Annotated in this window: 15 protein-coding genes and 1 rRNA gene; 2 read left to right on the plus strand and 14 right to left on the minus strand. The window is 74.5% G+C overall.

Annotated features, from left to right (window positions below):
* Both PKA89_RS12735 and tyrS read right to left on the minus strand, forming a co-directional pair.
* Positions 1–289 (minus strand): 16S ribosomal RNA (locus PKA89_RS12735); the annotation flags it as partial.
* 681 nt (positions 290–970) lie between these two features.
* A complete protein-coding gene (gene tyrS, locus PKA89_RS12740) occupies positions 971–2,236 on the minus strand; it encodes a tyrosine--tRNA ligase (protein WP_324419999.1) in 1,266 nt (421 codons plus the stop codon).
* Between the two features lie 607 nt (positions 2,237–2,843).
* Between tyrS and PKA89_RS12745 the strand changes: the two genes are divergently transcribed.
* Together PKA89_RS12745 and PKA89_RS12750 are read left to right on the plus strand one after the other, a co-directional pair.
* A complete protein-coding gene (locus PKA89_RS12745; protein WP_324420001.1) occupies positions 2,844–3,083 on the plus strand; it encodes a hypothetical protein in 240 nt (79 codons plus the stop codon).
* A gap of 23 nt (positions 3,084–3,106) precedes the next feature.
* The gene (locus PKA89_RS12750; protein WP_324420003.1) at positions 3,107–4,159 is read left to right on the plus strand and encodes an NAD(P)/FAD-dependent oxidoreductase; all 1,053 of its coding nucleotides are present in this window, start codon (positions 3,107–3,109) and stop codon (positions 4,157–4,159) included.
* On the opposite strand, the gene PKA89_RS12755 is transcribed toward PKA89_RS12750, so the two are convergent.
* The 12 genes from PKA89_RS12755 to pheS are packed head-to-tail and all read right to left on the minus strand — an operon-like array spanning position 4,119 to position 16,893.
* On the minus strand, positions 4,119–4,733 hold the full coding sequence (locus PKA89_RS12755) for a DNA-3-methyladenine glycosylase (protein ID WP_324420004.1): 615 nt from the start codon (positions 4,731–4,733) through the stop codon (positions 4,119–4,121). The genes PKA89_RS12750 and PKA89_RS12755 overlap by 41 nt on opposite strands.
* A 4-nt stretch (positions 4,734–4,737) precedes the next feature.
* Entirely contained in the window at positions 4,738–6,177 is a 1,440-nt protein-coding gene (argH, locus tag PKA89_RS12760) for an argininosuccinate lyase (RefSeq protein WP_324420006.1), read from the minus strand.
* A complete protein-coding gene (gene argR, locus PKA89_RS12765; protein ID WP_324420008.1) occupies positions 6,174–6,677 on the minus strand; it encodes an arginine repressor in 504 nt (167 codons plus the stop codon). The genes argH and argR overlap by 4 nt, the downstream gene beginning before the upstream one ends.
* Positions 6,674–7,624 carry an ornithine carbamoyltransferase gene (argF, locus tag PKA89_RS12770; RefSeq protein ID WP_324420010.1) on the minus strand — a complete coding sequence of 317 codons (951 nt, stop codon included), beginning with the start codon at positions 7,622–7,624 and terminating at the stop codon, positions 6,674–6,676. The genes argR and argF overlap by 4 nt, the downstream gene beginning before the upstream one ends.
* Positions 7,621–8,835 carry an acetylornithine transaminase gene (locus tag PKA89_RS12775; RefSeq protein WP_324420012.1) on the minus strand — a complete coding sequence of 405 codons (1,215 nt, stop codon included), beginning with the start codon at positions 8,833–8,835 and terminating at the stop codon, positions 7,621–7,623. The genes argF and PKA89_RS12775 overlap by 4 nt, the downstream gene beginning before the upstream one ends.
* Positions 8,828–9,775 carry an acetylglutamate kinase gene (argB, locus tag PKA89_RS12780; protein WP_324420014.1) on the minus strand — a complete coding sequence of 316 codons (948 nt, stop codon included), beginning with the start codon at positions 9,773–9,775 and terminating at the stop codon, positions 8,828–8,830. Before argB ends, PKA89_RS12775 begins: the two co-directional genes overlap by 8 nt.
* A 10-nt stretch (positions 9,776–9,785) precedes the next feature.
* Complete coding sequence (gene argJ / locus PKA89_RS12785; RefSeq protein ID WP_324420016.1) at positions 9,786–10,937, minus strand: bifunctional glutamate N-acetyltransferase/amino-acid acetyltransferase ArgJ; 1,152 nt, start codon at positions 10,935–10,937, stop codon at positions 9,786–9,788.
* Positions 10,937–11,338: an ACT domain-containing protein gene (locus PKA89_RS12790; RefSeq protein WP_324420113.1), complete on the minus strand. Its 402-nt coding sequence runs from the start codon at positions 11,336–11,338 to the stop codon at positions 10,937–10,939. The genes argJ and PKA89_RS12790 overlap by 1 nt, the downstream gene beginning before the upstream one ends.
* 5 nt (positions 11,339–11,343) lie before the next feature.
* Positions 11,344–12,393 (minus strand): N-acetyl-gamma-glutamyl-phosphate reductase, encoded by a 1,050-nt coding sequence (gene argC / locus PKA89_RS12795; RefSeq protein ID WP_324420018.1) that lies wholly within the window; start codon positions 12,391–12,393, stop codon positions 11,344–11,346.
* A 44-nt stretch (positions 12,394–12,437) separates the two neighbouring features.
* A complete protein-coding gene (locus PKA89_RS12800; protein WP_324420019.1) occupies positions 12,438–13,253 on the minus strand; it encodes an SDR family oxidoreductase in 816 nt (271 codons plus the stop codon).
* Entirely contained in the window at positions 13,250–15,799 is a 2,550-nt protein-coding gene (gene pheT, locus PKA89_RS12805; protein WP_324420021.1) for a phenylalanine--tRNA ligase subunit beta, read from the minus strand. Before pheT ends, PKA89_RS12800 begins: the two co-directional genes overlap by 4 nt.
* Positions 15,799–16,893 carry a phenylalanine--tRNA ligase subunit alpha gene (gene pheS / locus PKA89_RS12810; RefSeq protein ID WP_324420023.1) on the minus strand — a complete coding sequence of 365 codons (1,095 nt, stop codon included), beginning with the start codon at positions 16,891–16,893 and terminating at the stop codon, positions 15,799–15,801. Before pheS ends, pheT begins: the two co-directional genes overlap by 1 nt.
* Positions 16,894–17,024 lie beyond the last annotated feature (131 nt).

The raw sequence follows: 17,024 nt of genomic DNA on the forward strand, positions 1-17,024 counted from the left end.
CTACCCGTCGTCGCCTTGGTGAGCCGTTACCTCACCAACAAGCTGATAGGCCGCGAGTCCATCCCAGACCGAAAAACTTTCCAGACGGTAGAGATGCCTCTCCGTCTCGTATCCGGTATTAGCTCCGGTTTCCCGGGGTTATTCCAGAGTCTGGGGCAGGTTACTCACGTGTTACTCACCCGTTCGCCACTGATCACCTCGGAGCAAGCTCCGAGGGTCACCGTTCGACTTGCATGTGTTAAGCACGCCGCCAGCGTTCGTCCTGAGCCAGGATCAAACTCTCCGTTGATGTGTGACTCTCGGCAGAGCCGAGAAATCGTTACCCTTGGAGGGTTGTTTCACTGGCTGAGCACGAACAACCAGCTCTCGCTGTTGTTCGTTGTCAACCAAAGGATATTTCGTGCATCGGTCCGCGTCCCCGACCTGATGGCCGGTTCGGCATACGATGCGACGAGGTAATTGGCATCGATTTTTGACACGCTGTTGAGTTCTCAAGGTTCGGACGCGCACCAACGCTTCGCTCAGCGAGCTCGTCGTCGGGGCTACTCCGTGTGTTCTCCCAGTCACCTGGAAGCAACTGTTCAAACTTACCCGCGGTTCTGCTTGGGCGTCAAATCCGTGACCCGCTCTTGGAGCGGCCGGCTTCGATCGCGCTTGGATCTTCGCGGTGGTCCCACTCTAGCACCCTCTCGAGCGCTTCCTCCAACCGGCGGCTCCGGGCGCTGTGCGCGTCCGGGGCGAACCCTCGGGAGTGGGAGTCAGCTCGTGGGACCGGCCTGCTTGGTGCGGGGCTGTTCGGCCCTGCCGCTTGGTGTCCGTTCCTCCCTCTCGGGCTGACGTCGAGAACATTAGAGGACTCTCCGCGCAGAACACAAATCGGCTCCCCCGGTGCCGGGGGTCGCACCACCCCACACGACGAAACCCGCTGCCGGGCAGCGGGTTTCGTTCACGCGGGTGCTCGAACCGTCGGTCAGGCAGGCTCCACGAGCCCCGCGGCGAGGTTCTTCCGACCACGCCGGAGCACGACCACCCCGCCGTCGAGCACGTCCGCGGGGGTGAGGACGGCCTCCGCGTCGGAGACCTTCACGCCGTTGACGGAGGCCCCGCCCTCCCCCACGGTGCGGCGGGCGGCGTTGCGGGAGTCGGCGAGGCCGACCGCGACGAGCGCGTCGACGATGGACATCCCGGGGTGGACGGCGCCGCTCGGCAGCTCGGCGGCGGCGTCCCGCAGCGTCGGGCCGTCGAGGGCCCGCAGGTCGCCCTTCCCGAAGAGCGCCTCGCTCGCCGCCTGCGCCGCCGCCGTCGCCGGTGCCCCGTGGACGAGCGTCGTGACGTCCTCGGCGAGGACCCGCTGGGCCGCGCGCTTCCACGGCTCCTCGGCGACCTGCCGCTCCAGGTCCGCCACCTCGTCGGGCCCGCGGTCGGTGAAGACCTTGAGGAGTGTGACCACCGAGGCGTCCTCGACGTTGAGCCAGTACTGGTAGAAGGCGTACGGGCTCGTCATGTCGGCCGACAGCCAGATGGCGTTCCCCGCGCTCTTGCCGAACTTCTCCCCCGAGCTGTCGGTGAGCAGCGGTGTGGTCAGCAGGTGCACCGAGCGTCCCTCCGCGCGGTGGATGAGGTCGGCGCCGGCGACGAGGTTGCCCCACTGGTCGCTGCCGCCCGTCTGCAACGTGCAGCCGTACTGGCGGAAGAGCTCGAGGTAGTCGAGCCCCTGGAGCAGCTGGTAGCTGAACTCGGTGTACGAGATCCCCTCGTCGCTGTTCAGCCGGGCCGCGATGGCGTCCTTCTTGACCATCTGGTTGACCCGGAAGTGCTTGCCGACGTCGCGCAGGAAGTCGAGCGCCGACAGCCCCTCGGTCCAGTCGAGGTTGTTGACGAACACCGCCGGGTTCTCCCCGCCGGTCTCGAGGAACGGGCGCACCTGGTCCTCGATGCGGGCGACCCACTCGGCGGTCTGCTCCTTGGTCTTGAGCACCCGCTCCGAGGTCGGGCGCGGGTCCCCGATGAGTCCGGTGGAGCCGCCGACGAGGCAGATGACCCGGTGACCGGCGCGCTGGAGGTGGCGCAGGACGACGAGCTGCACGAGGTTGCCGAAGTGGAGGGACGGCGCCGTGGGGTCGAAGCCGCAGTACGCCGTGACCGGCCCGTCGGCGAGTGCGGTGCGCAGCGCGGACTCGTCGGTGGTCTGCGCCACCAGTCCTCGCCACTGCAGCTCGTCGAGGATGTGCGTCACGGTGCTGGGTCCTTCCGGTCTCCGGTCGCCGGCGGGCACCGGCCGGGCCCAGCCTGCCACGGCGCAATCCGGTGGACGCGGGCACCGCCACCGGATGGGATGGGCGGGTGAGGGCGATCCACGACGACGAGCCGGACACGAGCGAGCCCGTCGCGCGGTCCCTCCTGCGGAGCGAACGCCCCGACCTCGCCGGTCGACGGCTGCGTCCACTCGCCACGACGGGAACCGACCACGCCCTGTACCGCCTCGGGGAGGATCTCGTGCTCCGGCTCCCCCGCCGCCCGGGAGCGGCCGCCAGCCTGGCCCGCGAGGTGTGCCTCCTGCCCCGGCTCGAGGGCGCCCTCCCGGTCCCGGTGCCGCGCGTCGAGCACGTCGGCGGCCCGGGGAGCGGGTACCCGCACGGGTGGGCCGTCCTCGGCTGGCTCGTGGGTGAGGACGGCTGGGCCGCTCGGGCGCACGTGGCCGACCCGCGCGGCGACGCCTTCGCGGAGGACGTGGCGGCCGCCGTCCTCGCGCTGCGCGCGCTGACGACGCCCGACGGCGTCCCGGACCGCGACCCGGGCCAGCGCGGCGGTCCCCTCGCCGGTGTGCTCGACCGGGCCGACCGGTGGCTCGGGGCGCCGAGGGCCCCCTGCCCGGTGATGTCGACCGTGGCGCGGTCCGCGGCCCCCGGGCCCGCCGCCGGTTCCGCGTCCTGCTCGCGCCCGACGACGCGACGTGGACCCGCGCCCGCGCCACTGCCCTCGAGCAGGCGCTGGGCGGCATCCTCTACTACACGCCGCGACGTCACCCGCTGGCCGACGTCATGCGCCGGACCCTCGGCGAGCTCCTCGCCGACGACGCCTGAGCGCGTCTGGGACAGTGGGTCGCGTGCCTCGTCGACCCGTGCGCCGCGTCGCCGTGGTCGGTGGCGGCGTCGCCGGCCTCGCGGTCGCCGGGGCCGCCTCGGCCTCGGGCTCCCCACTGGAGGTCGTCGTGCACGAGGCGCAGCCCGAGCGGGCGGGGTACGGCACCTCGCTGGCGCTCTGGCCGTCCGCCCGCCGGGCGCTGGCCGGCCTCGGGGCGCTCGAGGCGGTCACCCGGGCGGGGCTGCCGGTCGGGCCCGCGGCGCTGCACACCATCGACGGGCGCGCCCTGACCCGCGAGCACACGGCAGACCTGCTCGCCGTGCCACGGCCGGCGCTGCTGTCGGCGTTGTCGGCGGCCCTGCCCGCGTCCGTGCGAGTCGTCGAGGACGAGGTCACCGACCCGGCGGACCTGGACGCCGACCTCGTCATCGGTGCCGACGGGGTGCGCAGCCGGGTCCGGGCCCTCGTCGCCCCCCGGGCGGGCGAGCGCCTCGAGACCCCGTGGGTCGCCCTCCGGGGGCATCTCGACCGTCCACCGTCGCCCGGCGCCGCCGGGGAGTACTGGGGCCCGGGTCTCCTCTTCGGCCTCGTCCCCTCGGCGGACGGCGCGTACTGGTTCACGACGCACGCGAGCGCGCTCGGGCCGGAGCCCCTCGACGCCGACGAGGTGATCGCCGAGGCCCGGGCGGCGTTCGCCGGCGCCGCACCGGTCGTCCACGAGGCCCTGGGCGAACGCGGCGGGGCCTCGGCGACGCGGTTGTGGGTCACGCCGCCGCTGCGCCGCTACGTGCGCGGACGCTTCGTCGTCGTCGGGGACGCCGCGCACGGCATGACCCCGAACCTCGGTCGGGGCGCCTGCGACGCGCTGCTGGACGCGGTCTCGCTCGGCGCGACGCTGCGGGCCGGCCGTTCGCCCGCCCGCTGGGAGGCCCGCCGGCTCCCGCCCACCCAGGTCGCGCGGGTCGCGTCGGGGCAGCTCATGAGGTTCGCCCTCGCCGACCGTGGCCACCGCGCCCGCGACCGGCTGCTCGGGCTCAGCCGCGTCGGCGCCGGACGGCCGGCCGGTACGCGCTGACCGACGGTTCGCCGTCCAGCCAGAACCGCCACGGGAAGCGGGCCCCGTCACCGCCGTCACCACTCACGCCGACCCGTGGGCCGGTGCGGATGCGCCCGGGGTCCGGCGGCTCGCCGACCCCGAGCACCCCGTCGGTCGTCGGGTTCAGCAGATCGAGACCGTTCTCGTCCCGTCCGAGGCCGAGGGTCACCGCGAGGCGGGCCGGTCCCCGTGCCCAGTCGCGCTCGCGCACACCGGCTCTGCGACCGGAGGCGACCTCCCGCCCCTCGACCACCTCACCGGCACGCAGGAGGACCGCCGACGCCTCGCCCTCCGGACCGCAGACCACGTTGGCGCAGAAGTGCATCCCGTAGGTGAAGTACACGTAGAGCCGGCCGGCCGGGCCGAACATCACGGCGGTCCGTGGGGTGCGGCCCCGGAAGGCGTGCGAACCGGGGTCCGCCGCACCGGCGTACGCCTCGACCTCGGTGAGCCGGATGGTCACACCGCCGTGCGTCAGGCGCGCCCCGAGCAGGGCCGGGGCCGCCTCGAGGACGTCCCCGGCGAGCACCTCCGCGAACGGGTGGACCGGCACGCGGTCAGCGCGCCTCGGGGACGTCGGCCACCCAGCCGCGCGCCTCGAGCGCGAGGGCCACCACCCGGTCGAGCTGCTCGGCGACCCGCACCGGTGCGGTGCCGCCCTTGCCCGACCGCGAGGCGAGCGACCCCTCGACGGAGAGGACCTCGCGCACCCCCGGCGTCAGGTGCTCGGAGATGTCGCGCAGGTCGTCGTCGGTGAGGTCCCACAGCTCGATGCCGCGCTCCTCGCAGGCCCGGACGCACGCGCCGGCGACCTCGTGGGCGACCCGGAACGGCACGCCCTCGCGGACCAGCCACTCCGCGACGTCGGTGGCGAGCGAGAAGCCCTGCGGCGCGAGCGCGGCCATCCGGTCGGTGTGGAAGACCAGCGTGGCGACCATCCCGGAGAACGCCGGCAGCAGCACCTCGAGGGTGTCGACGGCGTCGAAGACCGGTTCCTTGTCCTCCTGGAGGTCGCGGTTGTAGGCGAGCGGCAGCGCCTTGAGCGTCGTGAGCAGCCCGGCGAGGTCGCCGACGAGCCGGCCCGCCTTGCCCCGCGCGAGCTCGGCGACGTCGGGGTTCTTCTTCTGCGGCATGATGCTCGACCCGGTCGAGTAGGCGTCGTCGAGCGTGACGAACGAGAACTCCTTCGTCGCCCAGAGGACGACCTCCTCGGCGAGCCGGGAGACGTCGACGGCGGTCATCGCGAGGACGAAGGACAGCTCGGCGACGAAGTCGCGCGAGGCCGTGCCGTCGATCGAGTTCTCGACCGCGCCGGCGAAGCCGAGGTCGGCGGCGACGGCCTCCGGGTCGAGGCCCAGCGAGGAGCCGGCCAGAGCACCGGACCCGTACGGGGACAGGGAGGTCCGGGCGTCCCAGTCGCGCAGCCGGTCGACGTCGCGCAGCAGCGCCCAGGCGTGCGCCAGGAGGTGGTGCGAGAGCAGCACCGGCTGGGCGTGCTGCAGGTGTGTGCGTCCGGGCATCGGCACACCGAGGTGGCTGCGGGCCTGGGCCGCGAGCGCGTCGACGACGTCGAGGACCAGCCCACCGACGACCCGCGCGTGCTCGCGCAGGTACATCCGGAAGAGGGTGGCGACCTGGTCGTTGCGCGAGCGCCCGGCACGGATCCGCCCGCCGACGTCCGCGCCCGCGCGCTCGATGAGCCCCCGCTCCAGCGCCGTGTGCACGTCCTCGTCGCCGTCGGCCGGCAGGAAGGCCCCGGACTCGACGTCGGCGCGCAGCCGCTCGAGGCCGTCGAGCATCGCCGCCAGCGTCGCGTCGTCGAGGAGGCCCGCGCGGTGCAGCACGCGGGCGTGGGCCCGGGACCCGGCGAGGTCGTGGGGCGCCAGCCGCCAGTCGAAGTGCGTCGACTTCGAGAGGGCGGCCAGCGCGTCGGCCGGACCGCCGGCGAACCGTCCGCCCCAGAGGCTGACGGCGGGCCGGCCTGCGGGCTCGGTCACGGGGTGTCCTTCCGGGTGTACGACAGGAGCCGGTCGACCACCTCGCGGCTGCGGGCGGCACCGGACGTGATGACCATGATGGTGTCGTCGCCGGCGATCGTCCCGAGCACCCCCTCGACGGAGGTGTGGTCGATGGCCGAGGCGAGGAAGTTGGCCGCTCCAGGCGGGGTGCGCAGGACGACGAGGTTGGCCGAGTGCTCGGCCGAGACGAGCAGCTCCTGGCAGCGCGCGGCGAGCCGCGTCGTGCGCTCCTCCTCGTCCGGGGCGGGGCGCACCGTGCGGTCGCCGCCCTCCCCCGGCACCGCGTAGACGAGCGACTTGCCCACCCGGACCCGCTCGGCCCCGACGTCGACGAGGTCGCGGGAGAGGGTCGCCTGGGTCACCTCGATGCCGTCGGCGGCGAGCAGGTCGAGCAGCTCGGTCTGGCTGCGGACCGGCGTGGCCTGGAGGATCTCGGTGATCCGCTGCTGGCGGGCGGCCCGCGAGGTCGAGACGGTCATCGGGACTCCCCCGCCGCCTGCTCGACGAGCCAGGAGAGCAGTGCCTTCTGCGCGTGCAGCCGGTTCTCCGCCTCCTGCCAGACCAGCGAGCGCGGGCCGTCGATGACCTCCTCGGTCACCTCGTACCCCCGGTACGCCGGGAGGCAGTGCAGGAAGACCGCGTCGGGGCCCGCATGGGCCATGAGGTCCTCGTCGACCGCGTACTTCGTGAAGGGGCTGCCCTCGCCCTTGCGTTCGGCGAGCTCGGCCTCCTGCCCCATCGAGACCCAGGTGTCGGTGACGACGACGTCCGCGCCGTGGACCGCGGCGAGCGGGTCGTCGGTGACGAGCACCGAGCCGCCGGTGCCGGCCGCCAGCTCCTCGGCCCGCGCGACGTACTCGTCCTTCGGCGGGTGCGTGGTCGGCGTGCCGATGCGCACGTGCAGGCCGGCCGTGGCGCAGCCCAGCAGGTACGAGTGCGCCATGTTGTTCGCGCCGTCGCCGACGTAGGCGAGGGTGCGCCCGGCGAGGTCGCCGAGGGCCTCGCGGACGGTCAGCAGGTCGGCGAGGACCTGGCACGGGTGGAAGTCGTCGGTCAGGGCGTTGACGACCGGCACCCCCGCGAACTCGGCCATCTCCTCGAGCGCCGACTGGGCGAAGGTCCGCCAGACGACGGCGGCCGACTGGGGCCCGAGGATGCGGGCGACGTCGGCGACCGACTCCCGGACGCCGACGCCGGCGAGCCGCCCGTCGACGACCATCGGGAAGCCGCCGAGACCGGCCACGGCGCCGACGAAGGACACCTGGGTGCGCAGGGTGGGCTTGTCGAAGAGGATCGAGACCGTCCGGGGGCCCTCGAGGCACCGGTCGGCGAACGGGGCGGCCTTGAGCGCGAGCGCCCGGTCGAGCACCGCCGCCTGCTCGGCCGGCGACAGGTCGTCGTCGCGGAGGAAGTGGCGCAGGGTCATCGGGTCTCCTCGGTGGCGAGGTCGAGCAGCCCGGGGAGGGCGTCGACGAACAGGTCGAGCTGGTCGGCGGTGACGACGAGGGGGGGCGCGAGCCGGATCGCGTCCGGGGCCACCGGGTTGAGGATGAGGCCCGCCTCGCGCCCGTGCGCGGCGACGGCCGGGGCCCAGTCCCCCGTGAGCGTGACCGCCCGCAGGAGCCCGGCCCCCCGGACGCCGGTGACGCGGGGGTCGCCGAGCGCGAGGACGCGCCGCTCGAGGTGCTCGCCCATCACCCGGACGTGCTCGAGCAGGCCCTCGTTCTCGATGGTGCCGAGGACCGCGAGACCGGCCGCACAGGCCAGCGGGTTGCCGCCGAACGTCGACCCGTGCTGGCCGGCGGTGAGCATCCGGGAGACCTCCGGGCCGAAGGTGACGAGGGCCCCGATCGGGATGCCGCCGCCGAGGCCCTTGGCCAGGGTCATCGCGTCCGGGACGACCCCCGCCTGCTGCCAGGCGAACCACGACCCGGTGCGCCCGATGCCGGTCTGGATCTCGTCGAGGACCAGCAGGGCCCCGGCCTGTGTCGTGACCCGGCGCGCGGCCCGGAGGAAGCCGGAAGCGGCGGGGACGACCCCGCCCTCGCCCTGGATCGGCTCGAGGACGACCGCCGAGGTGTCCGGGCCGACCGCCGCCTCGAGGGCCGCGACGTCGCCCCACGGGACGTGGACGACGCCCGGCAGCAGCGGCTCGAACGGTGCGCGGTAGGCCGGCTTGTGGGTCAGCGCGAGCGCCCCCGTCGTCCGGCCGTGGAAGGCGCCCTCGGCGGCGACGATGCCGGTGCGGCCGGTGCGCCGGGCCAGCTTGACGGCGGCCTCGACCGCCTCGGCCCCGCTGTTGCAGAAGAAGACCGCCGAGCCCCGGGGTGCGTCGGCGATGCCGAGGATGCGCTCGGCCAGCTCGACCTGCGGCACCGACGTGTAGAAGTTCGAGACGTGGACGAGCTGGCCGGCCTGCTTGGACACGGCCGCCACGAGCGCAGGGTGGTTGTGCCCCAACGCGTTGACCGCGAGGCCGCCGACGAGGTCGAGGTAGCGGCGGCCGTCGACGTCCCAGACCCACGCGCCGTCGCCGTGCTCGAGCACGAGCTGCGGACGCCCGAAGACCTGCACGAGTGCGGACTCGTAGCGGCCGAGGTACTCGTCGGTGAGCGGAGCGGGCTGCGGCTCAGGCATCCTCACCCTCCTCCCGGTCCGGCAGGACCATCGTGCCGATGCCCTCGGAGGTGAACACCTCGAGGAGCAGGCTGTGCGGCTGACGGCCGTCGACGACGTGCGCCTGCGGCACGCCGTGCTCGACCGCCCGGATGCACGCCTCGAGCTTGGGGATCATCCCGGCGTCGACGCGGGTCAGCAGCTCGCGGGCGGCGGTGACGCGCAGCTCGGACAGCAGCGACCCGCGGTCCGGCCAGTCGGCGTAGACGCCCTCGACGTCGGTGAGGACGACGAGCTTGCGCGCGCCGAGGGCGACGGCGAGCGCGGCCGCGGCGGTGTCGGCGTTGACGTTGAGCACCTGCCCGTCCTCGTCGAGGTCGGGGGCGACGGTCGAGACGACGGGGATCCGGCCGGCGTCGAGCAGGTCGAGGACGGCCCCCGGGTCGACCTCGACGACGTCGCCGACGAGTCCGAGGTCGTGCTCCTCGCCGTCGACGGTCACCCCGCGCCGGCGGGCCCCGAAGAGGCCGGCGTCCTCGCCGGACAGGCCGACGGCGACCGGTCCGTGCTGGTTGAGCAGCCCGACGAGCTCGCGCCCCACCGAGCCGGTGAGCACCATCCGCACGACGTCCATCACCTCGGGCGTCGTGACGCGCAACCCGCCGCGGAACTCCGACTCGAGACCCAGCCGGTCGAGCATCCCCTTGATCTGCGGGCCGCCGCCGTGGACGACGACCGGGCGCAGGCCCGCGTACCGGAGGAAGACGACGTCCTGGGCGAACGCGGCCTTGAGGGTGTCGTCGGTCATCGCGTTCCCGCCGTACTTGACGACGACGAGGGCGCCGCGGAAGCGCTCGAGCCACGGCAGGGCCTCGACGAGCGTCGTCGCCTTGGACTGCGCGACGCGCAGCGCCGCGGCGTCGATCGCGCCGCGGAGCGCCTGGTGCTGCGGTGGGGTCATCGTCCGGTCCTCAGGTGGAGTAGGCGGAGTTCTCGTGGACGTAGTCGTGGGTCAGGTCGTTGGTCCAGACCGTCGCGGTGGCCGCCCCGGCGTGGAGCTCGACGACGACCCGCACCTCACGGGCCGAGAGGTCGACGAGCGAGCGGTCCTCGCCGACGCCGCCCGCGCGAGCGACCTGCACCCCGTTCATCGAGACGTCGAGCGCCGCCGGGTCGAAGGCGGCGCCGGTCGTGCCGACCGCGGCGAGCACCCGGCCCCAGTTGGGGTCGTTGCCGAAGACCGCGCACTTGAAGAGGTTGTTGCGGGCGACGGCCCGGGCCACCTCGAGCGCGTCGTCCTCCGAGGCGGCCGAGCGGACCTCGACGGCGATGTCGTGGTGCGCGCCCTCGGCGTCGGCGACGAGCATCCGGGCGAGGTCGGCGCAGACGGCCGTCACCGCGCGACCGAGCTCGGCCTCGCCGACCTCGACCCCGGAGGCCCCGGAGGCGAGGAGGACGACGGTGTCGTTGGTCGACATGCACCCGTCGGAGTCGACCCGGTCGAACGTCGTGCGCGTCGCCTCGCGGAGCACGGCGTCCAGCCGGGCCGGGTCGACGACGGCGTCGGTCGTCACGACGACGAGCATGGTCGCGAGCGCCGGCGCGAGCATCCCGGCGCCCTTGGCCATCCCGCCGACCGACCAGCCGTCGCCGTCGGCGTGCGCGGTCTTGGCCACCGTGTCGGTCGTGAGGATGGCCTCGGCCGCGGCCGGTCCCCCGTCCCCGGCCAGCCGTCCGGCGGCGGCGTCGACCCCGGCGAGCAGGCGGTCCATCGGCAGGCGCTCGCCGATGAGCCCGGTCGAGCAGACGACGACGTCGCCGGCGGCCACGCCGAGGACGTCGGCGACGTGCTCGGCGGTGCGGTGGGTGTCGAGGAACCCCGGCGCGCCGGTGCAGGCGTTCGCGCCCCCGCTGTTGAGGACGACGGCGTCGGCCCGCCCGTCGGCCACGACCTGGCGCGACCAGGTGACCGGTGCGGCCTGCACCCGGTTGCTCGTGAAGACCGCGGCGGCGTGGTGGTCGGGCCCGTCGTTGACCACGAGGGCGAGGTCCGGCCGGCCGGAGGCCTTGAGCCCCGCGACGACGCCCGCGGCGCGGAACCCGCGCGGTGAGGTGACCGACATCAGCGTCCTCCGGAGAGCGAGGTGGGGGTGATGACGAAGCCGGCGCGCCGCCAGGCCTGCGAGGCGTCCGCGGTGCGCTCGGCGGGCACGAGGACCCAGTCGGTGTCGAACGTCGAGAGACCGAGCACCGAGATGCCGGCGTCGACGAGCGGCGCGAGGATCTCAGCGAAGACCCCGACGGCCGAGAAGTCCAGCGGCCCGGCCACCTCGACCGCCCGGAACGGTCCCTCGGTGCGGGCGCCGCGCGGCACGGACGCCGTGGCGCAGATGACCGAGGTCTCCTCGGCGGTGCGGGTCAGCGAGGCGAGCGGACCGGTCGTCCAGTCGAACGCCGGCTCCTCGCCGCTCGGCAGTCGGACGACCGAGACGTCCTCCGGGTGCTCCATGAGGTGCAGCGGCATCGCACTCACGGCGCCACCCCCGCGAGCGGCAGACCGGTCGTCTCCGGCAGCCCGAGGGCGAGGTTGAGGCACTGGACCGCCGCACCGGCCGTCCCCTTCGTGAGGTTGTCGACCGCCGCGACGGCGACGACCCGCCCGACCCGCTCGTCGAGGACGACCTGGAGGTGCACGCAGTTGCTGCCGAGGACGCTCGCCGTGCTCGGCCAGCGCCCCTCCGGCAGGAGGTGGACGAACGGCTCGTCGGCGTAGGCATCGGCCCAGGCGGCCCGGACCTGGGCGGCGGTCGTGCCCGGCACGACCCGCGCGGTGCAGGTGGCGAGGATGCCGCGGGGCATCGGGGCGAGGGTCGGGGTGAAGGAGACCGTGACCGCCCCCGCACCACAGGCCGAGAGGTTCTGCTCGATCTCCGGGGTGTGCCGGTGCACGCCGCCGACGCCGTAGGGCGACATCGACCCCATCACCTCGGCCCCGAGCAGGTGGGGCTTGAGGCTCCGGCCGGCCCCCGAGGTGCCGGAGGCGGCGACGACGGTGACGTCCTCGGCCTCGACGACGCCGGCCACGAGCCCGGGGGCGAGGGCCAGGGAGACCGCCGTGGGGTAGCAGCCCGGGACGGCGACGCGGGTGGCGCCGGCGAGCGCCGCCCGCTGCGGCCCGTCGGCCGTCGGCAGCTCGGGCATCCCGTAGGGCCACGAGCCGGCGTGCGGCGTGTCGTAGAAGGCGGTCCAGGCGTCGGCGTCGCGGAGCCGGAAGTCGGCTCCGCAGTCGACGACGACGACCTCGGCGGGGAGGGTCGCGGCGAGGGCGGCCGACAGGCCGTGCGGGAGGGCCAGGACGACGGCGTCGTGGCCCGCGAGGACCTGCGGGGTCGTCTCCTCGAGGACCCGGTCGGCGAGCGGCGTGAGGTGGGGGTGGACGTCGCCGAGCCGCTGCCCCGCGCTCGCCGACGCCGTGACCGCGCCGACCTCGAGCTCCGGGTGCCCGAGCAGCAGCCGGAGGACCTCACCTCCGGCGTACCCGCTCGCGCCCGCGACGGCGACCCGTGTCGTCATGTGCATGACCATACAGGAGTTCACAACTCCATGCACACGCCGTCCGGTCGTCAGGCGAGCGGGTCGTCCTCGCGCAGGACGAGGTCGAGCATCCGCTCCCCCGGCTCGAGGCCGCGGTCGGCCATGGCCCGCAGCGACTCCGGGGTGTCGATGCCGGCCCGGACGAACCGGCCGGAGAAGACGTCGAGGTCGCCCGAGGCCAGCGCCAGGACGAGCGCGATGACCTCCTCGGGCGCGGTCCACTCGGTGCGGTCCGCGTGCGCCTCCATCGCCTCGGTCATGTCGGTGCGGACCACCCCGGGCATGAGGTCGAAGGCCCGGATGCCGCGGTCCCAGCCGGCGAGGTGGGTCGAGCCCGTGATGCGCGCCAGCGCGGTCTTGCTGACGTTGTACGCACTGGCCTCGGCGCCGGCCCGCCGGCCGGCCCCCGAGTTGAGGTTGACGACCCGGCCACCACCGCCCGCCAGCAGGTGCGGTGCCACGAGCCAGGTCATGAGGTACGGGCCGAGGACGTCGACCTCGACGGTGTGCCACCACTCGTCGGGGTCGGACGCGAAGAGGTCGACCTCGGCGTCGATCACCCCGGCGTTGTTGACCAGCAGGTCGATGCGGCCCTGGCGCTCGACGACGTCGGCGACCCACGCCGCGAGCGCGTCGCGGTCGGTGACCGGGGCGACGGCCGACGACCCGCGCTCGACGACCCAGCCGGCGTCCTCGAGGGCGTCGGCGACGTACCGGCCGATGCCCCGTGACGCGCCGGTGACGACGGCCACGAGGTGACCCCCGCGCCCGGCCACCTCCTCGGTGTCGGGCTCGGGGGTCACGTCGCCGTCGTCGTCGACCGGCTCGTCGAGCAGGTCGCTCACGCCCGCTGCACCGCTCCGAGGGCCCGGGCGGCCTCGGCGACCGCGGCGTCACGCAGCGCGGACACCTCCTCGGTCGTCATCGTCCGCTCCGGGCTGCGGAAGGTGAGCCGGTAGGCGAGGGAGCGGTGCCCCTCCCCGACCTGGTCGCCCTCGTAGACGTCGAAGAGGCGGACCTCCTCGAGCAGGTCGCCGCCGCCCGCCACGAGCGCCGCGCGCACCTGCGCCGCCGGCACCGACCGGTCGACGACGAGCGCGACGTCGCTCTGCGCCATCGGGTACGTGGCGAGGGTGCGGGCGGTGACCGTGCGGTCGGCGGCCCGGGTCAGGGCGTCGAGGTCGAGCTCGCCGCCCACCGTGCGGGCCGGGAGGCCGAGGGCCGCGACGACCTTCGGGTGCAGCTCACCGACGTGGCCGAGGACCGTGCCGTCGGCCAGCGAGACCCGGGCGCAGCGGCCGGGGTGCCACGGCAGCACGGCGTCGGCGGTGACGACGACCTCCACCGCGAGGGCCTCGGCCAGGGCCTCGACGAGCTCGAGGACGTCGAAGACCTCGGCCCGCCGCCCGGCGCCCCACCAGCCGGCGCGGTCGCGGTCGCCGGTCAGGAGCAGTCCGACGTGCCGCGGCTGGGGCGGCACGGCGTCGCGGACGGCGGCGAGGGTCGCCTCGTCGGGCCGCACCCCGACGTCCTCGGTCGGTGCGGAGCGTTGCGGCCCCGCCCTCGACGTCACGAGGCCGAGCTCGAAGAGGCCGACGTCCTTCGCGCCGCGGGAGACGTTGCGGCGCAGGGCGTCCACCATCGTCGACACGAGGCTCGTGCGCATCCACGGCTGCTCGTCGGAGAGCGGGTTGGCGATCCGCACGGTCCGCGCGCGCTCGGCCGCGACGTCGAGCCCGAGGTCGGCCCAGCGGTCCTCGCCGACGAACGGTGCGCCCCAGACCTCGAAGAGCCCCTGGGCCGCCAGGAGGTCGGCGACCGTGCGGCGCACGCGCTGGGCGTGGGTCAGCCCGGACCCGCCGGGCGGCGTCGGCAGCACCGACGGGATGCGGTCGTAGCCGTGGATGCGGGCGACCTCCTCGACGAGGTCCTCGGCGGTCGTGAGGTCCGGGCGCCAGGAGGGCGGCGTCGCGACGAGCGACGTGCCGTCCACGAGGACCTCGCAGCCGATCGCCTCGAGCACGCCGACGACCGTGGGGCCGTCGTACTCGACCCCGACGATGCGGGAGGGGAAGGCCAGGTCCGTGGTGATCGGCTGCGGCGGCAGCACGGACCCGGCGTCGGTGACCTCGTCCCCGGCCGTGGCCCCGCCGTACTCGACGAGCAGCTCGACGGCGAGCTGGAGCGCGGCCGGCGCGAGCTGCGGGTCGACACCGCGCTCGAAGCGACGCGAGGCCTCCGACGGCAGCCGGTGGCGCCGTGCCGTCCGGGCGACGGTCACGGGGTCGAAGTGCGCCGCCTCGAGGAGGACGTCGGTGGTCGTCGCGGAGATCTCCGTGCTCGCGCCCCCCATGACCCCCGCGAGGCCGATCGGGGTCTCGCCGCCGTCGGTGATGAGCAGGTCCTCCGGGTCGAGCGCGCGGTCGACGTCGTCGAGCGTCGTCAGCCGCTCCCCACGCCGGGCCCGGCGCACGACGATGCGCTCGCCGAGGGTCGCGAGGTCGTAGGCGTGCAGCGGCTGGCCGAGCCCCAGCATCACGTAGTTCGTCACGTCGACGGCGAGCGAGATGGGGCGCATCCCGGCCTCGGTGAGGCGGGTGCGCATCCACCCCGGGGTGGGCGCCGTGACGTCGAGGCCGCGGACCACGCGGGCGGCGAACCGGTCGCACCCGGCCCGGCCACGGATCGGTGCGTCGTCGTCGAGCTCGACGGGGTACCCGCTCGCGCTCGGCGGGGGAACCCGCGTCGCGAGGTCGGCCACCGGGTCGGTGAACACCGCGCCGGTGGCGTGCCCGTACTCGCGGGCCACGCCGCGCACCGAGAAGCAGTAGCCGCGGTCCGGGGTGACGTTGACCTCGACCGTCTCCCGGTCGAGCCCGAGCAGCGTGAGTGCATCCGCCCCCGGGACGCACCGGGCGAGGGCGTCGGGGTCGTCGGCGAACCGCCGGGTGAGCACGATGATGCCGTCGTGGTCGTCGCCGAGCCCGAGCTCGCGCTCGGAGCAGATCATCCCGGCCGAGACGTGCCCGTAGGTCTTGCGCGCGGACACCTCGAGCGGGCCCTGCGGGGTCGGGAGGACCCCGCCCGGGAGGATGACGACGACGAGGTCGCCCTCGACGAAGTTGTGCGCCCCGCAGACGATCCCCTGCGGCTCGCCGGTGCCGTTCGCGTCGCCGACGTCGACCGAGCACCAGTTGATCGTCCTCCCGTTCTTCTGCGGCTCCTTCTCGAGCGTCAACACGCGCCCGACCACGAGGGGGCCCCTGACGCCACCGCCGTGCAGGCCCTCCTCCTCGAGCCCGACCGAGACGAGGGACGCGGCGATGTCGAGGCCGCTCGCGTCCGGCGGGACCGCGACGTACTCGCGCAGCCAGTCGACCGGTACCCGCATCAGATCTCCATCCCGAACTGCGCGTCGAAGCGCACGTCACCCTCGATCATGTCGCGCATGTCGCTGACGCCCGTGCGGAACATCAGCGCGCGGTCGACCCCCATCCCGAACGCGAACCCGGTGTAGCGCTCGGGGTCGACGCCGCAGGCGAGCAGCACGTTGCGGTTGACCATCCCGCACCCGCCCCACTCGATCCAACCGGTGCCCTTGCACGTGCGGCAGTCGGGGTCCTCGCCGCGGCACACGAAGCAGCGCAGGTCCATCTCGGCGCTCGGCTCGGTGAACGGGAAGAACGAGGGGCGCAGCCGGGTCGTGATGCCCTCGCCGAACAGCTCGGCGGCCAGCCGGTCGAGGGTGCCCTTGAGGTGGGCCATCGTGATGCCCTCGTCGACGGCGAGGCCCTCGACCTGGTGGAACGCCGGCATGTGCGTGGCGTCGAGCTCGTCGGTGCGGAAGACCCGGCCGATCGCGGCGACGTAGACCGGCACGCCGCGCTCGAGCAGCGTGCGCGCCTGCACCGGCGAGGTGTGGGTGCGCAGGACGAGGCCGCCGTCCGGCGGGTCGACGTAGAAGGTGTCCTGCATCTGGCGCGCCGGGTGGTCGGCGTCGAAGTTCAGGGCGTCGAAGTTGAACCACTCCGCCTCGACCTCGGGCCCCTCGGCAACCTCCCAGCCCATCCCGACGAAGAGGTCGGCGATCCGCTGGCTCATCAGCTCGATGGGGTGGCGCCGGCCGAGCGGGCGGCGGCCGGTCGGCAGCGTGACGTCGACCGCCTCCTCGACGAGGATGCGCTCGTCGCGCTCGGCCTCGAGCTCGGCCTGCCGGGCGGCGAAGGCCTGGCCGACCCGACCACGCGCCTGCCCGACGCGCTTGCCGGCCTCGGCCTTGGCGCTCGGCGGCAGGGCGCCGATCTCGCGGTTGGCGAGGGCGAGCGGGCTCTTGTCCCCCTGGTGCGCGCCGCGGGCGGCCTTGAGGTCCTCGAGGGTGGTCGCCGCGGAGGCGGCGGCGAGCGCGGCCGCGACGGCTGCGTCGACGGCCTCGGGGTCGAGCGCGGCGACCTCGACGGGGTCGTAGCTGGTGTTGGGTCCGGACATCGTCTGCTTCCACGTCGGTTCTCGGGAGGGCGCGCCCGAGTCTAGGGAGCGGCGCGCCGGGGGCGGGACGGGGTTCGGCCCCCGGGCGTGGGGCACCCGGCCGGGGCGGCCGGGTGCGGGGTGCTCGCGCT

Origin of the sequence: Phycicoccus sp. (assembly GCF_035325325.1) — a bacterium.
Classification (GTDB): Bacteria; Actinomycetota; Actinomycetes; order Actinomycetales; family Dermatophilaceae; genus Phycicoccus.